Origin of the sequence: Paenibacillus glacialis (assembly GCF_001637205.1) — a bacterium.
Classification (GTDB): Bacteria; Bacillota; Bacilli; order Paenibacillales; family Paenibacillaceae; genus Paenibacillus_AQ; species Paenibacillus_AQ glacialis.
Window position 1 is genome coordinate 519,991 of record NZ_LVJH01000007.1, and the last position, 21,305, is coordinate 541,295.

The window sequence follows — 21,305 nt, forward strand, 5'->3', positions numbered from 1 at the left end:
AAATGAAGTGCTAGAAGTAGACGATTGTTTGTCATGAATTAGTTATAGAGTGATAACCGATAATTGTTCGCAAAAAAACTGACAGTCGCTAGAACTGTCAGTTTATATATGAAGTATGAATGTAAGAGGCCTATAGCACACGACGTGCTTTTACATAAGTTTTCTTCCAGTTACCTTTGTTAAGGTCTGAGATCACAACACCTGGTTTTCCGTAGGTATGAAGTATTTTCCCGTTACCGATATACGTAGCTACATGAGTGATATTCTTTCCATTCGATCTACTACCGCTAGAGAAGAATACGAGGTCTCCTTTTTTGAGATTAGCTTTAGAAACAGCAAATCCCATTTTGGATTGTGCTACAGATGTACGTGGTAATGTAACACCATATTTACCGTAGATTCGTTTCATAAGTGAAGAACAGTCGAAATTTCTAGTCGTCGTCGTTGCAGCACCGAATTTATATGGAGTTCCCATAAATGTTTTCCCGTAGTTAACGATTTTTGTTGCTTTGGATGTTGTGGCGGTTGCGGTTGTTGCAGCTTCAGCAACTGGACTAGCAAATGTTATTGCAGAAGTTAGAGCAATAGTTGAGCAGATACCTATTACTGCAAATCTATGAGTCCATGTATGTTTAGTCATGTTGTATTACCTCCGATATTTTCTTTGTAGTGGATATCGTAGTTGATATCTTGTTGGGCTCGAGACCAAGTATAACAGTTTTGTAACAGCCTAATATTTGGACATCCATTAAAAAACACTGCTACAGCAGTCGTTAGAGTTGCTTTATTAAAATTTGATTAAAAGTTACAAAATATTAAATTATTTATTTTTTGAAACTCAAAATAAGCCAAGAACACTTATGTTGCATAGGTTCTTGGCTTAATCTATGAATATTATTTTATTACAAAACTGTAGTATTTAATCTTTGCTTTGGATAACTAATAACAATCCACTTCCGATAGTTACGGTAGCTTTCTTTCCTATGAGACGGTTACTGATCCCTAGAGATTGTCCTAATTTTAAAGTTGCATTCTTTAGTGGATATTCAAAACCTTCTATAGTAACACCTGTCACTTCAGCAGTCATCGGTAAGAGGGACACATAGGTATAACCCAGATTGTTAACTTTAAGTGTGGAATCTGTTATCGCGATATAATTGTTTTTGTCGAGTATCGTGAGTGAAGTATGGTGCTGTAGCGCTCTGTTTAGCATTTGTATATTAGCAAGGGTATGGTCAAGCCGAGAACCTGTTCCACCAACAAGTAATATATGTGTAGGACTCTGTTTCAGAGCTATCTCAAATGCCAGTTCAGTATCCGTCAGATTCTTATCAATAGCATCGCAGTCCAACATCTCTCCACTAGATGAAGAAACGATTTGTTTCTCTTCTTCCGAGATTGAATCGAAATCACCAACGGATATATGCGGATGAACGTTATTTTGAATTAGAAATAAGGCGCCTTTATCGGCTCCTATAATGAAGTCATCTTTTTGGATTTGATCCAAGAACTCCGGATATAGGCTTCCACCTGAAAAAATGATTACGCGTGTATGTGTCATATGTATATGTCCTCCAATGATCATTTTAATAGATAGATTTAACCAAAGACAAACCCTTAAGACCTAAGTCTATAGGATGTTTGCGTGTAAACTATAGTTCATTCTATGTAGATGAAGTTTAAAATCAAGTATAAATGAGAATTGATGGTTGCACAATTCATATAGTCATGTTTACAATGGTGACAGCATCATGATAGGAAAGAGGTCGCTCTAGTGGATATGCATATATTTGAGTGGTTCAGCATTATCGGAACAATTGCGTTTGCGATGTCAGGTGCTTTTGTCGCAATGGAAGAAGAGTATGATATCCTTGGAGTGATCGTCTTAGGGCTTGTCACTGCATTTGGTGGAGGAATTATACGAAATGTGTTAATTGGTGTTCCTGTGACCTCATTGTGGAGTCAGGGATTGCTGATTCGTCTGGCGCTTATTTCTGTCGTGATCGCTTTTATACTACCTCTGAAATGGATTAAGCACTGGAAGAAAACAGAAGCGTTATTCGACGCTATTGGATTGTCTGCCTTTGCGATACAAGGAGCAATCTATGCAACGGAAATGAATCATCCCTTAAGTGCAGTTCTCGTGGCTGCTGTTTTAACTGGGATCGGAGGGGGAATCATACGAGATATACTTGCGGGTCGTAAACCACTTGTATTACGTGATGAGATCTATGCTGTATGGGCGATGCTTGCAGGTGCGGCGATTGGACTGAATTGGTTACACAATTCGTGGCAGTTGCTAACATTGTTCGTGTGTGTCGTTGTATTTAGAATGTTGTCTGTCTTCTATAAGTGGAGACTGCCAAGACGTTCTATTAATAATTCTACATCAAGACTTAGCGGATAAGTGGATCCGTATACTAACGAGTTATATTTGAAAGGATGAAGCACATTGATTAAAGTTCTGTTTGTTTGTCTCGGTAACATCTGTAGATCTCCCATGGCTGAAGCTGTATTACGGGACAAGATTAATAAACAGGGACTAGAGCAACAGATTACAGTCGATTCAGCAGGTACAGGAGATTGGCATATTGGTCATCCTCCGCATGAAGGAACGAGAAAAATGTTGGATACGCATGTGATTAGTTATGAAGGAATGGCAGCTAGACAAGTGTTAAGTGAAGATTTCAGCGCTTTTGACTACATAATCTGTATGGATGAATCTAACCTGACGAATCTTAGAAAGCTTGAGGGAGGAATTGAGGCGGTCATCATTCAGTTTATGGATTTATTACCTGAAGAGACGTTACGTGAAGTTCCAGATCCATATTTTACAGGAAACTTTGAAGAGGTATATGAATTAATGGACGCTGGATGTGACGTATTACTGAGTAAAATTGTGAAAGAAAAGCTATAATGATAACAAAAGGGCATGAACAAACATGCCTTTTTGCAAGAACTGCTGTGAAAGCGCAGTCAATGTGGGGCGAAAAAATAAATCCTTACCTCATCAAAGCACTAGTGGGTAGGATTTAATGATATAGATTGAACTAAAGTTTGCGCTCACCAGTTCAATCTATATAGGTGTCAACATCTTATTCTTCAAAAAAATACAAAAGTGCGTTTGGTAATTCTTTTTGCCAGAAACCCCAAAGGTGATGACCATCTTTCTCTTCATAATGGACTTCTGCTCCACGTGCTTCTAGCAAGCTCTTTGTGTCTCTGTTCAGTTGAACAAAATCATACGTACCCGTATCTGTTGTGAACTCGTTCTCTTGAAGACCAACAATCATGAAGATGTTTAACCAAGATAGGTCCGTTTCGGAAGCAATGAGTTGTTGAGAGGCTTCATAATATGCACCGGACAAGCTAAGTACTCGCGTGAACAAATGTGGATATTGTAGAGCGATATGAAGAGATACGCTCCCACCAAGTGAGTCGCCAGCAATCAAAGTTTCGGTGGTCTCCGTGCGTACGGGATATTTCTGTTGCACATAGGGGATAATTTCTTCAGCAAAGCATTTTACGTAAGCTTCAAATCTGCTGCCGAAAGGTGCATATTCTGCTGTGCGAACGGTAGTGTCGACTTCGACTCCTACTATAATAAAAGGTTCAGCACCTTCATCAAGAATCAGACGATTAGCAATTGTTGCAATTCGGCCAAAGTTGAAAAATTCTTCTCCATCTTGGCAATATACAACAGGATAGCTTAGGATTTCATTATATCCAGGAGGTAAATAGATACGGAGATTACGAGTTTCTGCAAGGTATTTGCTGTCCATTTCTTCTTTTATAATGGTCCGTTTTAAGTAACGTGAATCAGTCATGTATGGTCACCTTTTTCTTTCGTTGATTTTTGCAATGAACACATCGATAAGCTAAGATACTATTGTGATAAATTTAATAGCTGGTTTATTAAATGTATTATCTGTTATACCAATTATTGCGATCTGTTATACATACAAAGATCAAAACTATTGAATTAAATAGGATTAACCTTTGACTAATTGTATGGAACAGGTGTATAATAATATTATAACAGGTGCACATGATAATCAAATTTTTTTGTTGAGGTGAAGATAATGAGTAAGGTTCCTTATGAAGTGTATACAGAGGAAGTAGAAGCACTATCCGTTTTGTCTCCAGATGGTGAAATCGTTAATGAAGATATGATGCCAAAGCTTACTGATGATCAATTGAAAGAAATTATGTATCGTATGGTATTTACTCGTACTTGGGATGACCGTGCAGTTAACTTAGGTCGTCAAGGACGTCTTGGTTTTTATGCTCCTGTGTCTGGCCAAGAAGCAACAATGATTGGGAGCGAGTACGCTCTTCAGAAAGAAGATTTTGTATGTCCTGGATATCGTGACATTCCGCAGCTAGTATGGCACGGACTTCCACTTTATCAAGCATTCTTATATTCACGTGGTCACCAACATGGAGGTCAAATTCCAGCAGGTGTAAACGTATTGATGCCACAAATTATTATTGGTGCTCAAATTCTACATGCAATGGGTATTGCAATGGGATTCAAGCTTAAAAAACAAAAACAAGTAGCAATCACATATACAGGTGACGGTGGTTCGTCTGAAGGCGACTTCTATGAAGGTCTTAACTATGCAGGCGTATACAAACTTCCGGTCATTTTCTTTGTTCAAAACAATGGTTATGCAATCACTACACCATTCTCCAAACAAACAGCTGCCCTTTCTATTGCTCACAAAGCAGTAGCGGCGGGTATCAGAGGTATTAAAGTTGACGGTATGGACGTATTCGCTGTCATTAGTGCTGTTCAAGAAGCTGCAGAACGTGGTCGTAATGGCGAAGGTGCAACATTGATCGAAGCTGTAACATATCGTTTCCGTCCACACTCCTTGTCTGATGATGCTAGTAAGTATCGTACGAAAGAAGAAGAAGTGGAATGGAGTGCGAAGGATCCGATTGCACGTCTTGCTAAGTATCTAGAGAAAAAAGGTCTTTGGACTGAAGAAGATACAGCTCGTGTAAGAGAAGAAGCTAAGGCTGAAGTGAACGAACAAATCAAAAAAGCGGAAAAAACAGAAAAAATGACAGTATCCGGTTTGATTGACAGTATGTTCGAGAACACACCGAAATATTTGGAAGAACAAAAAGCTGATTTCGAATAAAGATAACGAAAACATATAAATAACCAACGTGACTGTGAATGTTTAAGGAGGATATGAAGCAATGGCTCAAATGAATATGAAAGAAGCAATTCGTGATGCAATGCGCGTAGAATTAGAGCGTGATCCTAACGTCTTGATCTTCGGAGAAGATGTAGGGAATGTAGGTGGGGTTTTCCGCGTAACAGAAGGTTTGCAGAAGGCTTTCGGAGAAGATCGTGTATTTGATACACCACTAGCAGAATCTGCAATCGGTGGATTGGCTGTAGGACTTGGTATCCAAGGATTCCGTCCAATTGCTGAAATTCAATTCGTTGGATTTATCTTCGAAGCAATGGATCAAATGTTAATTCAAGCTGCACGTATGCGTTACCGTTCAGGTGGACGTTACAATTCTCCAATCGTATTCCGTACACCATTTGGTGGTGGCGTTAAGGCGGCTGAACTTCATACAGATTCCTTGGAAGGTTTGATTACTCAAACTCCGGGTATTAAAGTAGTAGTTCCTTCTAACCCTTATGATGCAAAAGGACTTTTGATCTCTGCAATTCGCGATAACGATCCAGTATTCTTTATGGAGCATTTGAATCTTTATCATGCATTCCGTGCAGAAGTTCCAGAAGGTGAATACACGATTGAACTTGGTAAAGCTAATATCGTTCGTGAAGGTTCTGACGTAACAATCATTTCTTATGGAATGACTGTTCATACAGCTACGAAAGCAGCTGATGAGTTAGAGAAATCAGGAATTAAAGCAGAAATTATTGACTTACGTACATTAAATCCACTTGATATAGACACGATTGTAACATCCATTAAGAAAACAAATCGTGCAATTGTAGTACAGGAAGCACAAAAGAGCGCAGGTATTGCAGCTGAAGTTATTGCTCAAATCAACGAAAAAGCTATTCTGCACTTGGAAGCTCCAGTTCTTCGCGTTGCGGGTCCGGACACTATTTATCCGTTTGCACAAATCGAAGATTCATGGCTCCCAACACCAGCTCGTATCATTAAAGCTGTTAACACAGTGATGGAATACTAACAGCTTGCAGTCATTAATAAGGAGGTAAATTAAATTGGCTAAATTTGAATACCGTTTTCCAGAGTTAGGCGAAGGTTTACACGAAGGTGAAATCATCAAGATGCATATCAAAGTTGGTGACAAAGTTACTGACGATTCTATCGTAATGGAAGTACAGAATGACAAAGCAGTGATTGAAGTTCCATGCCCAGTGGATGGTACAGTATTAGAAGTACTAACCAAAGACGGACAAGTATGTCGCGTAGGTGACGTTGTAGCTGTTATTGATGCTGAAGGTGACGTTCCTGAGCAAGATGCTCCAGCTGAAGATCATTCTAAGCAAGAAGCAGATGTAGCGAAAGGTAGCGCTGACACGACTTCTTCACCAGCTAATGCTGAAGTTGTTGCTCCAGCAGCTCCAAACAAAGATGTACTTGCAACACCTAGCGTGCGTAAATTTGCTCGTGAGCAAGGTATTGATATCTCTACCGTAACTGGTTCCGGTAATAACGGTAAAGTTACGAAGGAAGATGTTGAATCCTTTAAGAATGGTGGTCAAGCAACTTCTGCACCAGTAGCAGCAGCTTCAACTACAACTGAAGAAGCTCCTAAGGCTGCTTCAACTGCAACAACTTCGGTTAGTGCAGCAGGCGAAGAAGAACGTGTACCATTCAAGGGTATCCGTAAAATGATCTCTAACGCTATGGTTAAATCGGCTTACACTGCTCCACACGTTACAATCATGGATGAAGTAGATGTAACTGACTTGGTGGATTTCCGTACACGTATGAAACCAATCGCTGAGAAAAAAGGAATCAAAGTTACTTATCTTCCATTTATCGTGAAAGCACTTGTTGCGGCTTGCCGTCAATTCCCTGCTCTTAATGCGATGATTGATGAAGAAAGCAACGAGATTGTATACAAGAAATACTACAATATCGGTATTGCTACAGATACAGATAATGGCTTGATCGTACCAGTTATCAAAGATGCTGATCGTAAGAGCATCTGGATGGTTGCTGATTCAATCAAAGACCTAGCGGTTCGTGGACGTGATGGTAAATTGTCCCCTAACGAAATGAAGGGTAGTACAATTTCAATCTCTAACATCGGTTCTGCTGGCGGTATGTTCTTTACTCCAATCATCAACTTCCCTGAAGTTGCAATCTTGGGTACAGGTCGTATCTCTGAAAAAGCTGTAGTTAAGAATGGTGAGATTGTTATTGCACCAGTTATGGCATTGTCTCTAAGCTTTGACCACCGTATTATCGATGGCGCAACTGCACAAAACTTTATGAACTACATTAAAATGCTGCTCAATAATCCTGAGCTTCTAGTTATGGAGGTTTAATCATGGTAGTTGGAGACGCTTCTCTTGATATCGATACGTTAGTCATTGGTGCAGGTCCTGGTGGTTATGTGGCAGCAATTCGTGCTGCTCAACTAGGCCAAAAAGTATTAATCGTAGATAAATCCGAAGTTGGTGGCGTATGCCTTAACCGCGGATGTATTCCTTCCAAAGCTTTGATTGCTGCTGCTCATCATTATGAGTCTGCACAACATGGTGCTGCATTTGGGGTAAGTGCAGAGAACGTGAAAGTGGATTTCGGTAAAACACAAGAATTCAAAAACAGTGTTGTTAAGAAATTAACTGGTGGCGTTGCTGGATTACTTAAAGGTAACAAAGTGGAAGTATTCAATGGTGAATGTATGTTCATCAATGAGAACGAAGCTCGTTGCTTTAATGATCACGAATCACCTCGTTACCGTTTCAAGAACTGTATTATTGCTACAGGTTCTCGTCCAATCGAACTTAAACCATTCCCATTTGGTGGTCGTATTATGTCTTCAACTGAAGCATTGGATCTTCCTGAAATTCCGAAGAGCCTAATTGTTATCGGTGGTGGATATATCGGTGCTGAACTTGGTCAAATGTTCTCGAAATTCGGAACAAAAGTAACAATCGTTGAAGGTTTGGAATCCGTACTTAACGGTTTCGATCCAGATATGACTAAACTTGTTGTGAAGAACATGACGAAAACAGGTATTGAAATTATCACTAATGCTAAAGCTGAAAGTGCTACACAAACAGATAAAGACGTTACTGTGAAATATTCTGTAGGTGGAGAGTCCAAAGAAGTAACTGCAGAATACTTGCTTGTTACAGTTGGTCGTCGTCCGAATACAGATGGTGAACTTGGTCTTGATCTTGTAGGTATCGAAATGGACGAACGTGGATTAGTGAAAGTTGACCATCAAGGTCGCACGAACTTCCCACATATCTTCGCTATCGGTGATATCGTTGCAGGTCCTGCTCTTGCTCATAAAGCTTCATATGAAGCTAAAGTAGCAGCTGAAGCTATCTCTGGTCATGCATCTGTAGTTGACTACAAGTGTATCCCAGCAGTAGCGTTCACAGATCCTGAATGTGCAAGCGTTGGTTATACAGAGAAAGAAGCGAAGGATAAAGGTTATGAAGTTGTAGTAGCTAAATTCCCATTTGCTGGTAACGGTCGCGCATTGTCTCTAAATAGCCCTGACGGCTTCGTGAAGTTGATCTCTGAAAAAGGTACTGACCTTGTTCTAGGATGCCACATTGCAGGTCTTGAAGCTTCCAACTTGATCGCTGAACTTGGTTTGGCTATCGAAATGGGTGCAACGCTTGAAGATATCGCTTTGACAATTCATGCTCACCCAACATTGGGTGAAATCGTGATGGAAGGTGCCGAGCTTGCTCTTGGTAACCCAATCCACATGATGGCTCCACGCAAATAAGAAATAGTAACTTATATATATAAGGAGTGTCCCTAACCATTGATGAAATGGTTGGGGGCACTCTTTTTGATTTGTTGAATGCGTAAGATCTATTGTGTGGGTGGACGCTCCGTGAACGGACCTTTTCTCCAATCGCTAATCGTTACATGATCCACCTGAAACAAATATAATCACATGAAGTTCCCTTTTGATCAGAGAATTTCACAATCCAATAATGATTTTTCTTATCCCACCGAATGTTTCTGTAATTATTTCTCGTATGTTCAAAAGTTAAAGTATCGCTAGATTTGTTACTCTCCATTACGATTTCTATAGCTCTTTCTTTACTCATTGGAGGAGTTTCTGCCCATATATGGATACCTACTCGAGATATAAAAAATCCACATAGAAGCAGTATTACAAAGAGTGTGAATTTTTTGGTAGCTTTACTTTTTAAATATTTGGATTGCTTAAATGTTATGTGAAACAGAATAAAACCGATTACTACAAAGGCTACTAGGGCGGTATAGAACCCTATTTCAAAAGCAAGTGGATATGGGGGGATTTCTAGAGTATCTGGTTAATGAGTTATTGTGAAATATTCCTCATAGTTAACATTCAAACGATTATTGTAATATAAAGTTAAAAAAATATACATGGAGTGATAAGTGATGAGAAATAAAATAGGATTAAAGCTCATTTTACTGTTTGTAGGGTTAATATATTTATGGTCGTTTGCAGCTAAAAATCAGCTGAATATTATTTGGTTTGCTCTTTTTGGAATTATCTCTGTATTGTACATATTGAAAAATAAGAATACAACGCGAATTGATGTTATTATCGGTTGTGTGCTTGGGGGCATAAGTATGCCATCAAATTTTATTATGGGGTTGTCCTCAATAGTCATTTATATTGGTGCGATGAGTATGTTTAAAACTACAGGTAATAAAATAGTTTTAGTTAAAAACAGCACTAAGAAAGATATTTTAATCTCCTGTTTGATTTTAATTATAGTAGGTATTGTATTAGGTATAATTAACGTACTACTTAGTTTAAGTAGTACAGCTATTAATCCATCATTTCAATTTTCATTAATACTAAGAGCAATAAATGCTGGTGTTACTGAGGAAATTATTTTCAGAATGTTTCCTTTTGCGCTGTGTGCAGTAATAGCCAAAGAGCAAAACTTTACCAAATTTCAAAACACTTTATGCTATTTGATTATGGTGGTGCCACATGTATTAATTCACTTTGACTTAAATACATTCAATATTACGAATGTAATTGTGTTATCACTGTTATTTGGCTTGCCATTTGCAATACTTCAGCGTAAGCGAGATTTGATATCTGCTATGGGTTCACACACCATAGTAGATATCATTAGGTTTTGTCTAATTAGTGCATAGAGATAATAATTACGAACGTTATTATATTTTGTGTGGACGCTCCGTGAGTGGACCTTTTCTCCAATCACTTTGGTCTCCAAAATTCTGATTTGAAGCCGCGGTAACGATTGAAATTCGGAGAGCAAGGATATGCATTCGAAGTAGCTTTTTTTGCGGAAAGTTTGTAGGCGAGTGTAACCGCTTTACCGAAATGTCCTTCCTCGAATGGAATTATAAAGAAGACATTCCTCAGATTCACCACTTGTGGATGTTAAACACTACTGTAAATAACCCGGATGTTCTATATTATCCAAAGTTCCTGGTTGTGGTCACTAGAGTAAGCATCCTAGAGGGATTATTTACGTTTAGATACATTAAGTAAAGTCTTCAGAATTAGACATGGGAAATCTCTGTTGATTATTAATTTAGGATCTGGACTATGATTAGCTACTTCGGAAAAAGCATGGACAATCTTCGGAGTAGCGAAGGTGACGGAATTGTCCTGAAGAAGCGATAGCGTTCGCCTATAAGTTTTCCATAGGAAAGCTACTTCGAAAGCATAAACCTTTGCACTTTGATTTCAACCGCTAAAAGCGGTATACAATGAAGAAATCAGAGGGCAACAGCGATCGGAAGGACAATCCGTTATCGTAGCGACCGGCATACATGATTGTTTAGGTCATCTTTTCAAAAAAAAGCAGATTTAATCAAGGTGTCAATTAACCATACGATTTTTATTTATTGAAGTGTATATATTTATTTTAATGATAAATACATGTTACACTTAGAACACAAAGATTCGAATAGGCTTGTCACGTATAAGCGATATAAAATATAGCGAGGTGCTTTAATTAGTGAAGAATTATTTAGAATTGCTACAAGATATATTAGACAACGGTACACCTAAAGAAGATCGGACAGGCACAGGTACGGTATCCGTATTTGGACGTCAGCTTCGCTTTGATTTATCGAAAGGGTTCCCACTATTAACGACCAAAAGAGTTCATCTTAAATCCGTCATTCACGAGCTGTTATGGTTCATTAGTGGCGACACAAATATAAAGTATTTAAAAGAAAATGGTGTCTCCATATGGGATGAATGGGCTGATGAGAACGGGGAATTGGGTCCTGTGTATGGCTCGCAGTGGAGATCTTGGGAATCCCCAAGTGGTGAGCGAATTGACCAAATAGCGAACGTCATAGAAGCGATTAAAAATAATCCAGATTCACGTCGACATATTGTGAGTGCTTGGAATGTGGCTGAAATTGACCAAATGAAGCTTCCGCCATGCCATTTTGTATTTCAGTTCTATGTTGCTGGTGGCAAGTTGTCTTGCATGCTTACTATGCGCTCTGTAGATACCTTCTTAGGTCTTCCGTTTAACATTGCAAGTTATGCTTTACTGACTCATATGGTGGCTCAGCAGTGCGGTCTAGAGGTGGGAGAATTCATTTGGTCCGGTGGCGACGTGCATATTTATTCGAATCATATGGAGCAAGTTCAGACTCAACTGCAGCGTGAACCTTATGATCTTCCGGAATTAGTTATTAATCGTAAACCTGATTCAATCTTTGATTATCGTTTTGAAGATTTCGAATTTGTTGATTACAAATATCATCCTGGAATTAAAGCTCCAGTAGCAATATAGAAAGAAAGAGAGGAGATACGAATGGGTATTACGATGATTTGGGCTATGGGCCGCAATGGTGTCATGGGAAAAGACAATGGAATGCCGTGGCATTTACCACGTGATATGGCTTTCTTCAAAGAGCAAACGATGGGTAAGCCCGTTGTAATGGGGAGAAAAACATGGGAGTCATTTGGTGGTAAACCATTAAAGGATCGGACGAATATAGTAATGACACGTGATTCAGAATATACATCACAAGATGCTCAGATTATTCATAGTCTAGAAGAAGCGTTGGAATATGCAAATAATCAAGAGCTTATGATCATTGGTGGAGCACAAATTTATGAGAAATGGTTGCCATATGCCGATCGTCTTCTTGTGACAAGAATTGATGAAGACTTTGAAGGTGATACTGTTTTTCCAGATATAGACTGGACCTGTTGGTCTTTATCTGAGGAAATCCCAGGGGTAAGAGACGACAAGAATCCTTATGATTATCGTTTCTCTATCTATGATCGCAATAAATGTTAAACCCTTCCATGTCCTGTTACTTTAATGATAAATAGTACAAATAATAATGCGGATAATCCATTAATATAAAATCAATGGGATGCTAGAATAATTAAATTATAACGTATTTATTCACTCGCATATTGATGTATCTATATAAATAATTATGTTGAAGAGAGAACGGGATGGAGGAATAGGGTTATGTCTACGCCAACAGGTTTTATGGAATTTAGTCGTCAGCTTCCTATAGATCGTGATCCATCGGAGCGGATTAAAGATTGGGAAGAATTTCATAAACATATGTCTGAAGAAGAGCTTCGGACGCAGGGTGCTCGCTGTATGGATTGCGGGACACCATATTGTCATACGGGAATTGATATGGCAGGAGGAACATCGGGTTGTCCTGTAAATAATCTTATTCCGGAATGGAATAATTTAATTTATCGTGGATTGTGGAGAGAAGCGCTAGATCGTCTACATAAGACGAACAATTTCCCTGAATTCACGGGTCGTGTTTGTCCAGCACCTTGTGAAGGTTCCTGTACGGTGGGATTGATTGGCCAACCGGTAACGATTAAGACGATTGAGCAAGCGATTATTGATAAAGGTTTTGAAGAGGGCTGGGTTGCTCCTAAGCCTCCAGAGAGACGGACAGGTAAACGTGTAGCTGTCGTTGGTTCGGGTCCAGCAGGACTTGCAGCAGCAGCTCAACTCAATAAGACAGGGCACAACGTAACCGTCTATGAGCGTGCTGATCGTATCGGTGGTTTGTTGACTTACGGTATACCAGCTATGAAGCTCGATAAGGGTGTTGTACAACGCCGTGTAGATATTCTTGAAGCCGAAGGCATTCAATTTGTGACTAATGCGGAGATTGGTGGTAACATACCAGCACAGCAAATTGTGGACGAATATGATGCAGTCGTTCTCTGCGGAGGAGCGACGAAACCCCGTGAGTTCAATATTGAAGGTTCTAATCTTAAGGGTGTCCATTATGCGATGACTTATTTGAATGGAACCATAAAGAGCTTCTTAGATTCAGGGTTGGAAGATGGGGAGTTTATTTCTGCGAAAGATAAAGATGTGATTGTCATCGGTGGCGGGGATACAGGTTCTGACTGTGTAGCAACCTCACTCCGTCATGGATGTACTAGCATTACACAGTTCGGTACACATGATAAGGCACCTCTTGAGCGTGATCCATTAGGCAATCCGTGGCCACAATTCCCGAATGTTTATACATTAGATTATGCACAAGAGGAAGCAAAAGCGATCTATGGGCAGGATCCACGTGAGTTCTCGATTATGACTACGAAGTTTGTAGGGGATGATCAAGGCCAATTGCAAGAATTGCATACGGTACAAATTCAGCGGATGATTGATGATACAGGCCGAAAGGTATATCAACCGATTCCTGGAACAGAACGTATATTCAAAGCGCAAATGGCATTAATCGCTATTGGCTTCGATGGTCCTGAACAGAACATGATTGAGCAATTAGGTCTTGAAACGGATCGTCGTTCGAATGTGAAAGCACACAAAGGTAGATATACGACCAATGTGGAGAAAGTATTTGCGGCAGGGGATATGCGTCGTGGACAAAGCTTGGTCGTATGGGCTATTAATGAAGGGCGCGAAGCTGCACGCGAAGTAGATAAGTACCTAATGGGATCTACAGTACTTGTATAAATTCATAATAATAGAAAACAGTAGGCTAGGGGGATTAAATACCTTTAGCTTACTGTTTTGTTTTTTTTAGATACTTCTTTGGTTAAAGTTAGCTCACAGATAACATTAACTTAACTTTTAATAGACATAAAAAAGAGACTAATCCCATTAGGTCGATGCGCAACCCTTTTGGAATGTTCTCTTTTTATAGCGATCTCAATTTATTCTATTAAGAAGCAGATTAGGATTATTTAGAAAAAGAAGTGTTATATACCGAAATCATCTCTTCCATAGCAGCTTTACTAATCATTTTACCCTTGAAGTAAATAAGATCCTCAGCATTTCCTGTGAAAATACAAGAAGGTTCATATTTTTTAAGTACGATTCGGTCACCATCTACAAAGATTTCCAAACCATCTTTGATCTCAATTCCTAAAGTTCTGCGTAATTCAATCGGTAATACGATACGACCTAGTTCATCCACTTTTCTTACAATACCCGTTGCTTTTAACATTTTAATTTCCTCCTAATGGTTTCATCGAATTATGGTGACATATTTATATATAAAACGACAAATTTTGCGGTAATCACTTATTGAATTTTATTCCTATTTCTAGTTTGTTGTCAACCATTAAGTCTTAAAAAATGTAATTTATAACGTATTTAATGCATTTATTGAAATTTATATGAATTTTTAAAGATTAAAAAGTGACATGATAATCGACAAATTCCGATAAAATACCCTACAATTCTATGGAGAAAAGTTACTGAAAAAGAAAATTATATATTCATGTAAAAAGATCACTGTGACACTAAAAAAGTAGAGGTGGGTACTTGGAAATGACAGCGATTTTTTCAAAAAAGTGCGGATTGTAACAACTTTTATTAGTTAACAAAACTATTATATGATACGATAGAGTGCGTTGCATTGAGATGGTTACCAAACATTCATTAAGGAGTGACATTCCATTGAAGACACTCATTATTGCGGAGAAACCTGATATGGGTCGTAATATAGCTGCTGCAATTGAACCCAAAGCGAAAAACCACCGATCCTATCTAGAGGGTGAACAATATATTATTACATGGGCAATCGGTCATTTAATTGGACTAGCAGAACCGGATGCTTATCATGACAGATATAAAAAATGGAACATAAATGATCTTCCAATTATTCCTGATCCTTTTATGCTGGTTCCTAATAAGAGGACCCTGGATCAGCTAAATGTCATTGATGAGTTGGCTAAGCGAAGTAATTTATTAGTTAATTCATGTGATGCTGGACGTGAAGGACAACATATATTTTCGCTGATTCAGCGGCATCTAAATTTGAGTCAACCGGTTAAACGACTCTGGATTTCGGATTTGACGCCTGAAACGATACGAAAAGGTTTTGCTGAGTTAAAAGAAGGATCAGAGTATGAGAACCTAACAAAAGCTGCAAGGGCACGTAGTGAAGCAGACTGGTTGATTGGGATGAATGGCTCACGTGCTTTTACAACCAAACATAATGTGCTGTTATCTGTTGGTAGGGTGCAGACTCCGGTACTTGCGCTAATCTATGACCGGCAGAAGATGATCGAAGCGTTCGACTCGTTAAAGTTTTTTGAACTCGAAGGGTATTTCACCCAGAACGATTACACATACAAGGCCATGTGGCAGGGCGATCGTATGACGGATCAAGCCAAAGTTGAAGCCTTAGCCGCTAAAGTGAAGGGGAAGCAGGGGCGAATTGCATCCTACGATGTCAAGGAAACCAAGGAGTACCCGAACAAATTGTATGATTTAACGCTGTTGCAACGTGAAGCGAATGCGAAGTATTCTTTTTCAGCGAAGAAGACGTTGGATGTTGCCCAAGCGCTTTATGAGAAACATAAGGTCATATCCTATCCACGTACGAATTCTAACTATGTAACGGAGCAAAATATTCCGGAAATGCACAAAACGTTGTCTGTTCTACAAGGGACATCATACGCGGATTTAGTAGCTGGTGCGGATCGTAATATCGTTCATAAAGGTAATAAGTCCATTTGTAATCCTACGAAGGTAGAGGATCACCATGCGATTCTTCCAACTCATCGTAAAGCCGCAAACCTTAGCCCGGACGAGCAGAAATTGTATGATTTGATCGTACGGAGATTTCTATCGCAGTTCTACCCACCGGCTGAATTTAAAGTACATACCGTCATGACAGAGGTTGAAAGTGAGATATTCAAAACAACCGTGAAAGAATTGCTCAGTCTTGGGTGGAAGGTCGTAACTGCCGATCAGAAGAAGGATCCGGTTAAGAAGTCTAAAGGCAAAGACAAGGACGAAGATGACGAAGAAGAGACGGAAGTTAACGAGCCTTTCATGATTCAACCGAATGATGGAGTGACTTGTACCGATGCGATCGTAAAGGAAAAGGATACCCAACCTCCAAAGCACTACACGGAGGGGACGCTGCTTAAAGCGATGGAAAGTGCGGGTAAGCAGATCGAGAATGAAGAGTTGCGTGATGCAATGAAAGATTCTGGTCTGGGTACACCTGCAACGCGTGCAGCTACAATTGAACGACTGAAAAGTGTTGGTTATGTAGATATGCAGGGTAAGAGAATTCAAATCACGCAAAAAGGACGTACCGTTATCGAGTTAATTCGCGGTGCTGGGATTGAACTGCTTACTTCACCAGAAATGACGGGTCAATGGGAGCGAAGATTGAATGAGATCTCACGAGGAACCGCATCCGATGAACAATTCATGGGGAATGTTAAGAAATTCGCGACGATGATCGTTGATAAGGTTCGTGTGCAATCTAGAGCGTCTAAGACGTCGTTTGAGAGCGAGGATTCCGCACAGAAACCAGCAGTGAAGAAGCGTACGTCTGGTCAAGCTGCTGGAACTACAACGTCTGCCACGAGAAGTAGACAAGCTAGTCCATCATCAAGCACGGCAAAGACAGCGGAATCAACGAAACCTGCACGAAGCAAAGGCTCTGAGCAGAAAGTTTCCGCACCGACCATTATTGCGAAGTGTCCTCGATCTGGTTGTGGAGGAATGATCTTCATGGGACGTAAGGGGTATGGTTGTTCTCACTATAAAGAAGGCTGTAAATTTGTCATCTGGAAGGAGAATTACGGTCGTGAACTAACGGATGCACAAGTGAAGGCTTTAATTGAAAAGGGAAAAACCGGAAAGTTAAAGATTACACTGGAAGATGGTACACCAAGTGAAGGTCGGTTTGTAATGAAGAGCTTAGAAACAGGGGAACTGTCGATTGAACCATGAATTCATTTAACATAATAGATGAAATAAAAAACAACGGATCCCATTAATTGAGGGTCCGTGTTTTTCGTTCTTGTTCTATTTTGTGGTCAATCATTTCTGGCACTTCCTCAATGGATGAAACGGTATACAAAATATTGTCTGGGGTTCTTTCGAGTTCAACAATGTTGTATTCCCATTCATTAGAAATCTGGATATGAATACTGCAGATCCCTGCAGTCAGAGCTGGAATGACGTCTGTTCTAAGCGAATTACCAATCATCCATGTAGAGGAACGATCAAACGTGCCGCTTTGTAAAATTTGTTCTAGGGCGTGGGTGTTTTTATGCTCACGAATATAAATTCGCTCATCGAAAAACATATTTAATTTCATTTGGTCAATCTTCCGTTGTTGGATGGCGGTCTCGCCACCGGTATAGAGGTATAGTTGATGACCATCACTTTTTAAAGATTCAAGTGTCTCCACCATTCTTGGATAAGGTTCCACTTCCAGATCGTAAACACTAAGTCCTAACTTCATCAGCTGATCTTCCTCTTGAGGATTAATCAGACGAGGACACTTTTGACTGAAGTATCGGTACGTATTGATGAGAGATTGAGGGAAGTTACCACTTTTGAATCCAACGTTGTGGACTGAGGCAATATCGATCTCGATTTGTTTTTGACGAATTTCATCGGTTGTCAGTTCGAAATCTGCGAACCATTGTTGGATGATTAAATAAAACTCTCCAAGAATCAGTCCGAAATATTTGTTGCAATGAATGAGTGTGTCATCCAGATCAAATAGAATTTGTTGACGTGTGTTCACGTATGTTTCACTCCTATAGATGTATATATGATTCTAAGAATATCTGAAGTTCTGCAACGCCATCGGGACGTATACTGTATTTCTCATTGTTATGATTACCTAGATGGATGCGGAGGAATCCGGCTACTCGAAGGATCCTAAGGTGATGCCTCAATGTCTCTATAGGTTGATTTAAGTCACGTTGCATGTCAGTAAGTGACTTTGGTTTATCAGCGACATAACGAAGTAAGCGAAGTCGGTTAAGATCAGATAGGGCATGAGTCATGCGAGTGAGACACATAGGTGGTTCATTCTCATGATCTTCTTCGGGTATATCAACCGGATACTGAATGAGCAGCATATTGGTATAGAAACAAAAAAGATTCATCGGACGATTGTGAACAGTAGGGAATAGAACTACTGTTTCGATTTCTGGCATATTTTCCACAACAAGACCCGCAGAGGCATATTCAATTAGATTCTCGGGATCCATCTTGGTTAATAGCGTTCTTTTTTCCAAAGCATCTACTTCAATAAGTGGTTTGATATCACCTTCAACTTGCTTGAAATAGTGAACATACCATAGTTTCAATAAGGGTACATAGTCATTTCGAATTCGTCCAGCATTCTCCACGGTCATGGTTGGAATGTAAGGAGATGATATCTCAAACAGAGAATCATCACTACAATGCATCAAATGTTCGAGAAAAGGTTCAACGTCATCTCCGGTCTGTCTAAGGATTGCCCATGTATATAACACATCAAAATCATCGAATGGCCAAGATGATGCGGGTGCTAACGCCGTGCGGACACTCTCAGAGAGTTGATTATTAACCGTGTGAACCCATTGCGGGCCCATATCCATGTCATCCGTCCATTTTTTTGAAGTGTATACCATAAAACTCGCCATAAGTTCGTAGATCGATGAAACATCGACTTTCACTTTATAGTTCATGTACCCCATACCTTTCCGTCATTTCGTAATGCTTCTTTTATTATGGCTTGTTCTGATAGAGCTTGTCCACTATAATGTGGAATAGTTTAAGGGGGAGAATAGGGTGTCAGTAAATAACAACATGTCTAATCACATGCATCAAAAAGTAACACGTACACATTATCTCATACTCATCGCAGTAATCGTAGTGGCAGGATCAACGCAAGGGATGTTGCTTCCTGTATTAGCCATATTCCTAGATCAGATGGGTGTATCAGAAATGATGAATGGCTTAAATGCAGCCGCACTATATATCGGGTCTTTTGCGATGATGCTGGTCGCTGAGAAAGTATTGGGAGCGTTGGGATTTAAAAAACTAATTGTCGGTGGGCTAGTACTCGTACTTGTGACCTTGTTAATATTCCCATGGATACCTAATATAAAGTTATGGTTCGTACTTCGACTGATCATTGGTATCGGAGACAGCGCACTGCATTATACATCTCAACTGTGGGTGATTTTGTCCTCTCCGTCTCAGAATAGAGGAAGAAATCTTTCTATATATGGGATGTCTTATGGTATCGGGTTTAGTCTTGGGCCACTTGGCATTTCGCTACTTTCATATGGGAAAGCAGTGCCTTTTATCATTCTGAGTTTCTGTATCTTTATTGTACTGATCTTCGTTCTAGTGAAACTTCCAAATATGCGTCCTGAGAAGGTCGTAGGCGTTGTGAATGAGAAACATCGTTTCCGTCGTAGCTATCGCATAGCATGGTATGCGCTTATCCCAGCGTTACTTTACGGTTATATGGAAGCGAGTATGAATAGTAGCTTTCCATTGTATGGATTACATATTGGTTTTAGCGAGGGTCAAATATCTGCCTTACTTCCCGCAATCGGAATTGGTGGATTACTTCTTCAACTTCCATTAGGAATCATGAGCGATCGATATGGTAGAAAAAGATTGCTGATGTGTTGCGGAATTGCGGGCGGGATTACCTTTTCAATATTACCTTTGGCAGGTGATCATTTCATGTTGAGTATCATGCTGATGATGTTAGCTGGAGGTTTAGTTGGATCTTTCTTCTCATTGGGGCTTGCATACGCGGCTGATGTCCTACCACGGGATCTACTTCCCGCAGCCAATGTAGTCGCTTCGTTTCAATTTAATATAGGAAGTGTCGTTGGTCCTAGCTTAAGTGGTATATTTATGTTCTATCACTGGGAGGAAGGTATGTTTATCATGCTTGGACTCTCGTACTTGTTATTTGGATTAGCAGGCTTTTGGTTCTCACCGCCACGACAAAAGAGTTAGAACGTTTGTTCGCATAGAATTCCATCGTCTTTTCCAATACACTATAGGAAAGGACTTACAAGGAGAGTTAATGTCATGATTAAAGTAGAACATCTAACGAAATTCATTGGAATTGATAAACAACCCATTCTTCATGATGTGAATATTCAATTCCATAAGGGCGAAATGATTACCATCGTTGGTGGTAGTGGAAGTGGGAAGAGTACACTACTTCGCTGTTTAGCACTTCGCACGAAATGGGATGAAGGTACATTTAACGTTGATGGGGATGATATATTTAAAAGAGGTATTAGTGGTAAAATAAAAATTAAAAGACAATGGGCATACTTGGAGCAAAGCCCGTACTTTAATCTTAAACGGACAGCTCTTAAGAATGTTCTCGTCGGTCAATCTAGCCAGACGCCTTGGTGGCGTATGCTTACGGGGATGGTTCGCTCGGATGATTATATGGGAGCTATGGATGTCATTGAGAGTCTAGGGCTACTGGAGAAAGCGCATTTCAAGACGAGTCAACTAAGTGGTGGAGAACGTCAACGTATCGCGATTGCGCGTGCCTTGGTACACGGAGCCCAAGTCATTCTGGCAGATGAACCTGTCGTTGGTCTGGATCCGAAATCCATTGAAAGCGTACTTGAATTATTAAGGGATTTATGTAAGGAAGAACGTGTCACTGTGTTGACTGTGCTTCCGCTAGAACTTGCTGAAAGATATGGAACACGAATTATAGGACTCTCTAATGGTAAAATTGTGTTTGATGTTAAAGGACGCCGTCTTACTCACGCTGAGAAGAATATGATCTAAATGAATTAGCGTTAATTTATAGTGAGTGTTCAAAAAGTCGAATATGCCTCTTGGTATACTTTGTGATCAAAAGATGACGATTTTGAAC

General features: G+C 39.8%; 19 protein-coding genes. 13 read left to right on the forward strand and 6 right to left on the reverse strand.

What is annotated here, in order from left to right:
* Positions 1-130 precede the first annotated feature (130 nt).
* Positions 131-640 (reverse strand): C40 family peptidase, encoded by a 510-nt coding sequence (locus PGLA_RS07805; protein ID WP_068531211.1) that lies wholly within the window; start codon positions 638-640, stop codon positions 131-133.
* Between the two features lie 279 nt (positions 641-919).
* Entirely contained in the window at positions 920-1,561 is a 642-nt protein-coding gene (locus PGLA_RS07810) for a thiamine diphosphokinase (protein WP_068531213.1), read from the reverse strand.
* A gap of 219 nt (positions 1,562-1,780) precedes the next feature.
* Between PGLA_RS07810 and PGLA_RS07815 the strand changes: the two genes are divergently transcribed.
* Both PGLA_RS07815 and PGLA_RS07820 read left to right on the forward strand, forming a co-directional pair.
* Positions 1,781-2,407, forward strand: a complete 627-nt coding sequence (locus PGLA_RS07815) for a trimeric intracellular cation channel family protein (RefSeq protein ID WP_068531369.1) — start codon at positions 1,781-1,783, stop codon at positions 2,405-2,407.
* Positions 2,408-2,452: 45 nt separating this feature from the next.
* Positions 2,453-2,917 carry a low molecular weight protein-tyrosine-phosphatase gene (locus PGLA_RS07820; protein WP_068531216.1) on the forward strand — a complete coding sequence of 155 codons (465 nt, stop codon included), beginning with the start codon at positions 2,453-2,455 and terminating at the stop codon, positions 2,915-2,917.
* A gap of 178 nt (positions 2,918-3,095) precedes the next feature.
* Here the strand turns inward: PGLA_RS07820 and PGLA_RS07825 are convergent, their stop codons facing one another.
* Positions 3,096-3,827 carry an alpha/beta hydrolase gene (locus tag PGLA_RS07825; RefSeq protein ID WP_068531219.1) on the reverse strand — a complete coding sequence of 244 codons (732 nt, stop codon included), beginning with the start codon at positions 3,825-3,827 and terminating at the stop codon, positions 3,096-3,098.
* 255 nt (positions 3,828-4,082) lie between these two features.
* Between PGLA_RS07825 and pdhA the strand changes: the two genes are divergently transcribed.
* The 8 genes from pdhA to PGLA_RS07865 all read left to right on the forward strand — a co-directional run bounded on the left by pdhA (position 4,083) and on the right by PGLA_RS07865 (position 14,137).
* Positions 4,083-5,150 (forward strand): pyruvate dehydrogenase (acetyl-transferring) E1 component subunit alpha, encoded by a 1,068-nt coding sequence (gene pdhA, locus PGLA_RS07830; protein WP_068531223.1) that lies wholly within the window; start codon positions 4,083-4,085, stop codon positions 5,148-5,150.
* Positions 5,151-5,211: 61 nt separating this feature from the next.
* Positions 5,212-6,189: an alpha-ketoacid dehydrogenase subunit beta gene (locus tag PGLA_RS07835; RefSeq protein ID WP_068531227.1), complete on the forward strand. Its 978-nt coding sequence runs from the start codon at positions 5,212-5,214 to the stop codon at positions 6,187-6,189.
* 34 nt (positions 6,190-6,223) lie between these two features.
* The gene (locus PGLA_RS07840) at positions 6,224-7,519 is read left to right on the forward strand and encodes a dihydrolipoamide acetyltransferase family protein (RefSeq protein WP_068531230.1); all 1,296 of its coding nucleotides are present in this window, start codon (positions 6,224-6,226) and stop codon (positions 7,517-7,519) included.
* A 2-nt stretch (positions 7,520-7,521) separates the two neighbouring features.
* A complete protein-coding gene (lpdA, locus tag PGLA_RS07845) occupies positions 7,522-8,943 on the forward strand; it encodes a dihydrolipoyl dehydrogenase (RefSeq protein ID WP_068531232.1) in 1,422 nt (473 codons plus the stop codon).
* Between the two features lie 650 nt (positions 8,944-9,593).
* Positions 9,594-10,328, forward strand: a complete 735-nt coding sequence (locus PGLA_RS07850; protein ID WP_068531235.1) for a CPBP family glutamic-type intramembrane protease — start codon at positions 9,594-9,596, stop codon at positions 10,326-10,328.
* Between the two features lie 833 nt (positions 10,329-11,161).
* A complete protein-coding gene (gene thyA, locus PGLA_RS07855; protein WP_068531238.1) occupies positions 11,162-11,956 on the forward strand; it encodes a thymidylate synthase in 795 nt (264 codons plus the stop codon).
* A gap of 21 nt (positions 11,957-11,977) precedes the next feature.
* On the forward strand, positions 11,978-12,469 hold the full coding sequence (locus PGLA_RS07860; protein ID WP_068531241.1) for a dihydrofolate reductase: 492 nt from the start codon (positions 11,978-11,980) through the stop codon (positions 12,467-12,469).
* Between the two features lie 180 nt (positions 12,470-12,649).
* A complete protein-coding gene (locus tag PGLA_RS07865) occupies positions 12,650-14,137 on the forward strand; it encodes a glutamate synthase subunit beta (RefSeq protein WP_068531244.1) in 1,488 nt (495 codons plus the stop codon).
* A gap of 226 nt (positions 14,138-14,363) precedes the next feature.
* Here the strand turns inward: PGLA_RS07865 and PGLA_RS07870 are convergent, their stop codons facing one another.
* The gene (locus PGLA_RS07870; RefSeq protein ID WP_068531247.1) at positions 14,364-14,630 is read right to left on the reverse strand and encodes an AbrB/MazE/SpoVT family DNA-binding domain-containing protein; all 267 of its coding nucleotides are present in this window, start codon (positions 14,628-14,630) and stop codon (positions 14,364-14,366) included.
* 455 nt (positions 14,631-15,085) lie between these two features.
* On the opposite strand from PGLA_RS07870, the gene PGLA_RS07875 reads away from it, so the two are divergent.
* The gene (locus PGLA_RS07875) at positions 15,086-17,383 is read left to right on the forward strand and encodes a type IA DNA topoisomerase (RefSeq protein WP_068531251.1); all 2,298 of its coding nucleotides are present in this window, start codon (positions 15,086-15,088) and stop codon (positions 17,381-17,383) included.
* 43 nt (positions 17,384-17,426) lie between these two features.
* On the opposite strand, the gene PGLA_RS07880 is transcribed toward PGLA_RS07875, so the two are convergent.
* Both PGLA_RS07880 and PGLA_RS07885 read right to left on the reverse strand, forming a co-directional pair.
* On the reverse strand, positions 17,427-18,188 hold the full coding sequence (locus PGLA_RS07880) for an HAD family hydrolase (protein ID WP_068531254.1): 762 nt from the start codon (positions 18,186-18,188) through the stop codon (positions 17,427-17,429).
* A gap of 13 nt (positions 18,189-18,201) precedes the next feature.
* Positions 18,202-19,122: an ArsR/SmtB family transcription factor gene (locus PGLA_RS07885; protein ID WP_068531257.1), complete on the reverse strand. Its 921-nt coding sequence runs from the start codon at positions 19,120-19,122 to the stop codon at positions 18,202-18,204.
* 103 nt (positions 19,123-19,225) lie between these two features.
* On the opposite strand from PGLA_RS07885, the gene PGLA_RS07890 reads away from it, so the two are divergent.
* Positions 19,226-20,416, forward strand: a complete 1,191-nt coding sequence (locus PGLA_RS07890; protein WP_483823619.1) for an MFS transporter — start codon at positions 19,226-19,228, stop codon at positions 20,414-20,416.
* A gap of 75 nt (positions 20,417-20,491) precedes the next feature.
* On the forward strand, positions 20,492-21,217 hold the full coding sequence (locus PGLA_RS07895) for a phosphonate ABC transporter ATP-binding protein (RefSeq protein ID WP_068531260.1): 726 nt from the start codon (positions 20,492-20,494) through the stop codon (positions 21,215-21,217).
* Positions 21,218-21,305: the final 88 nt, after the last annotated feature.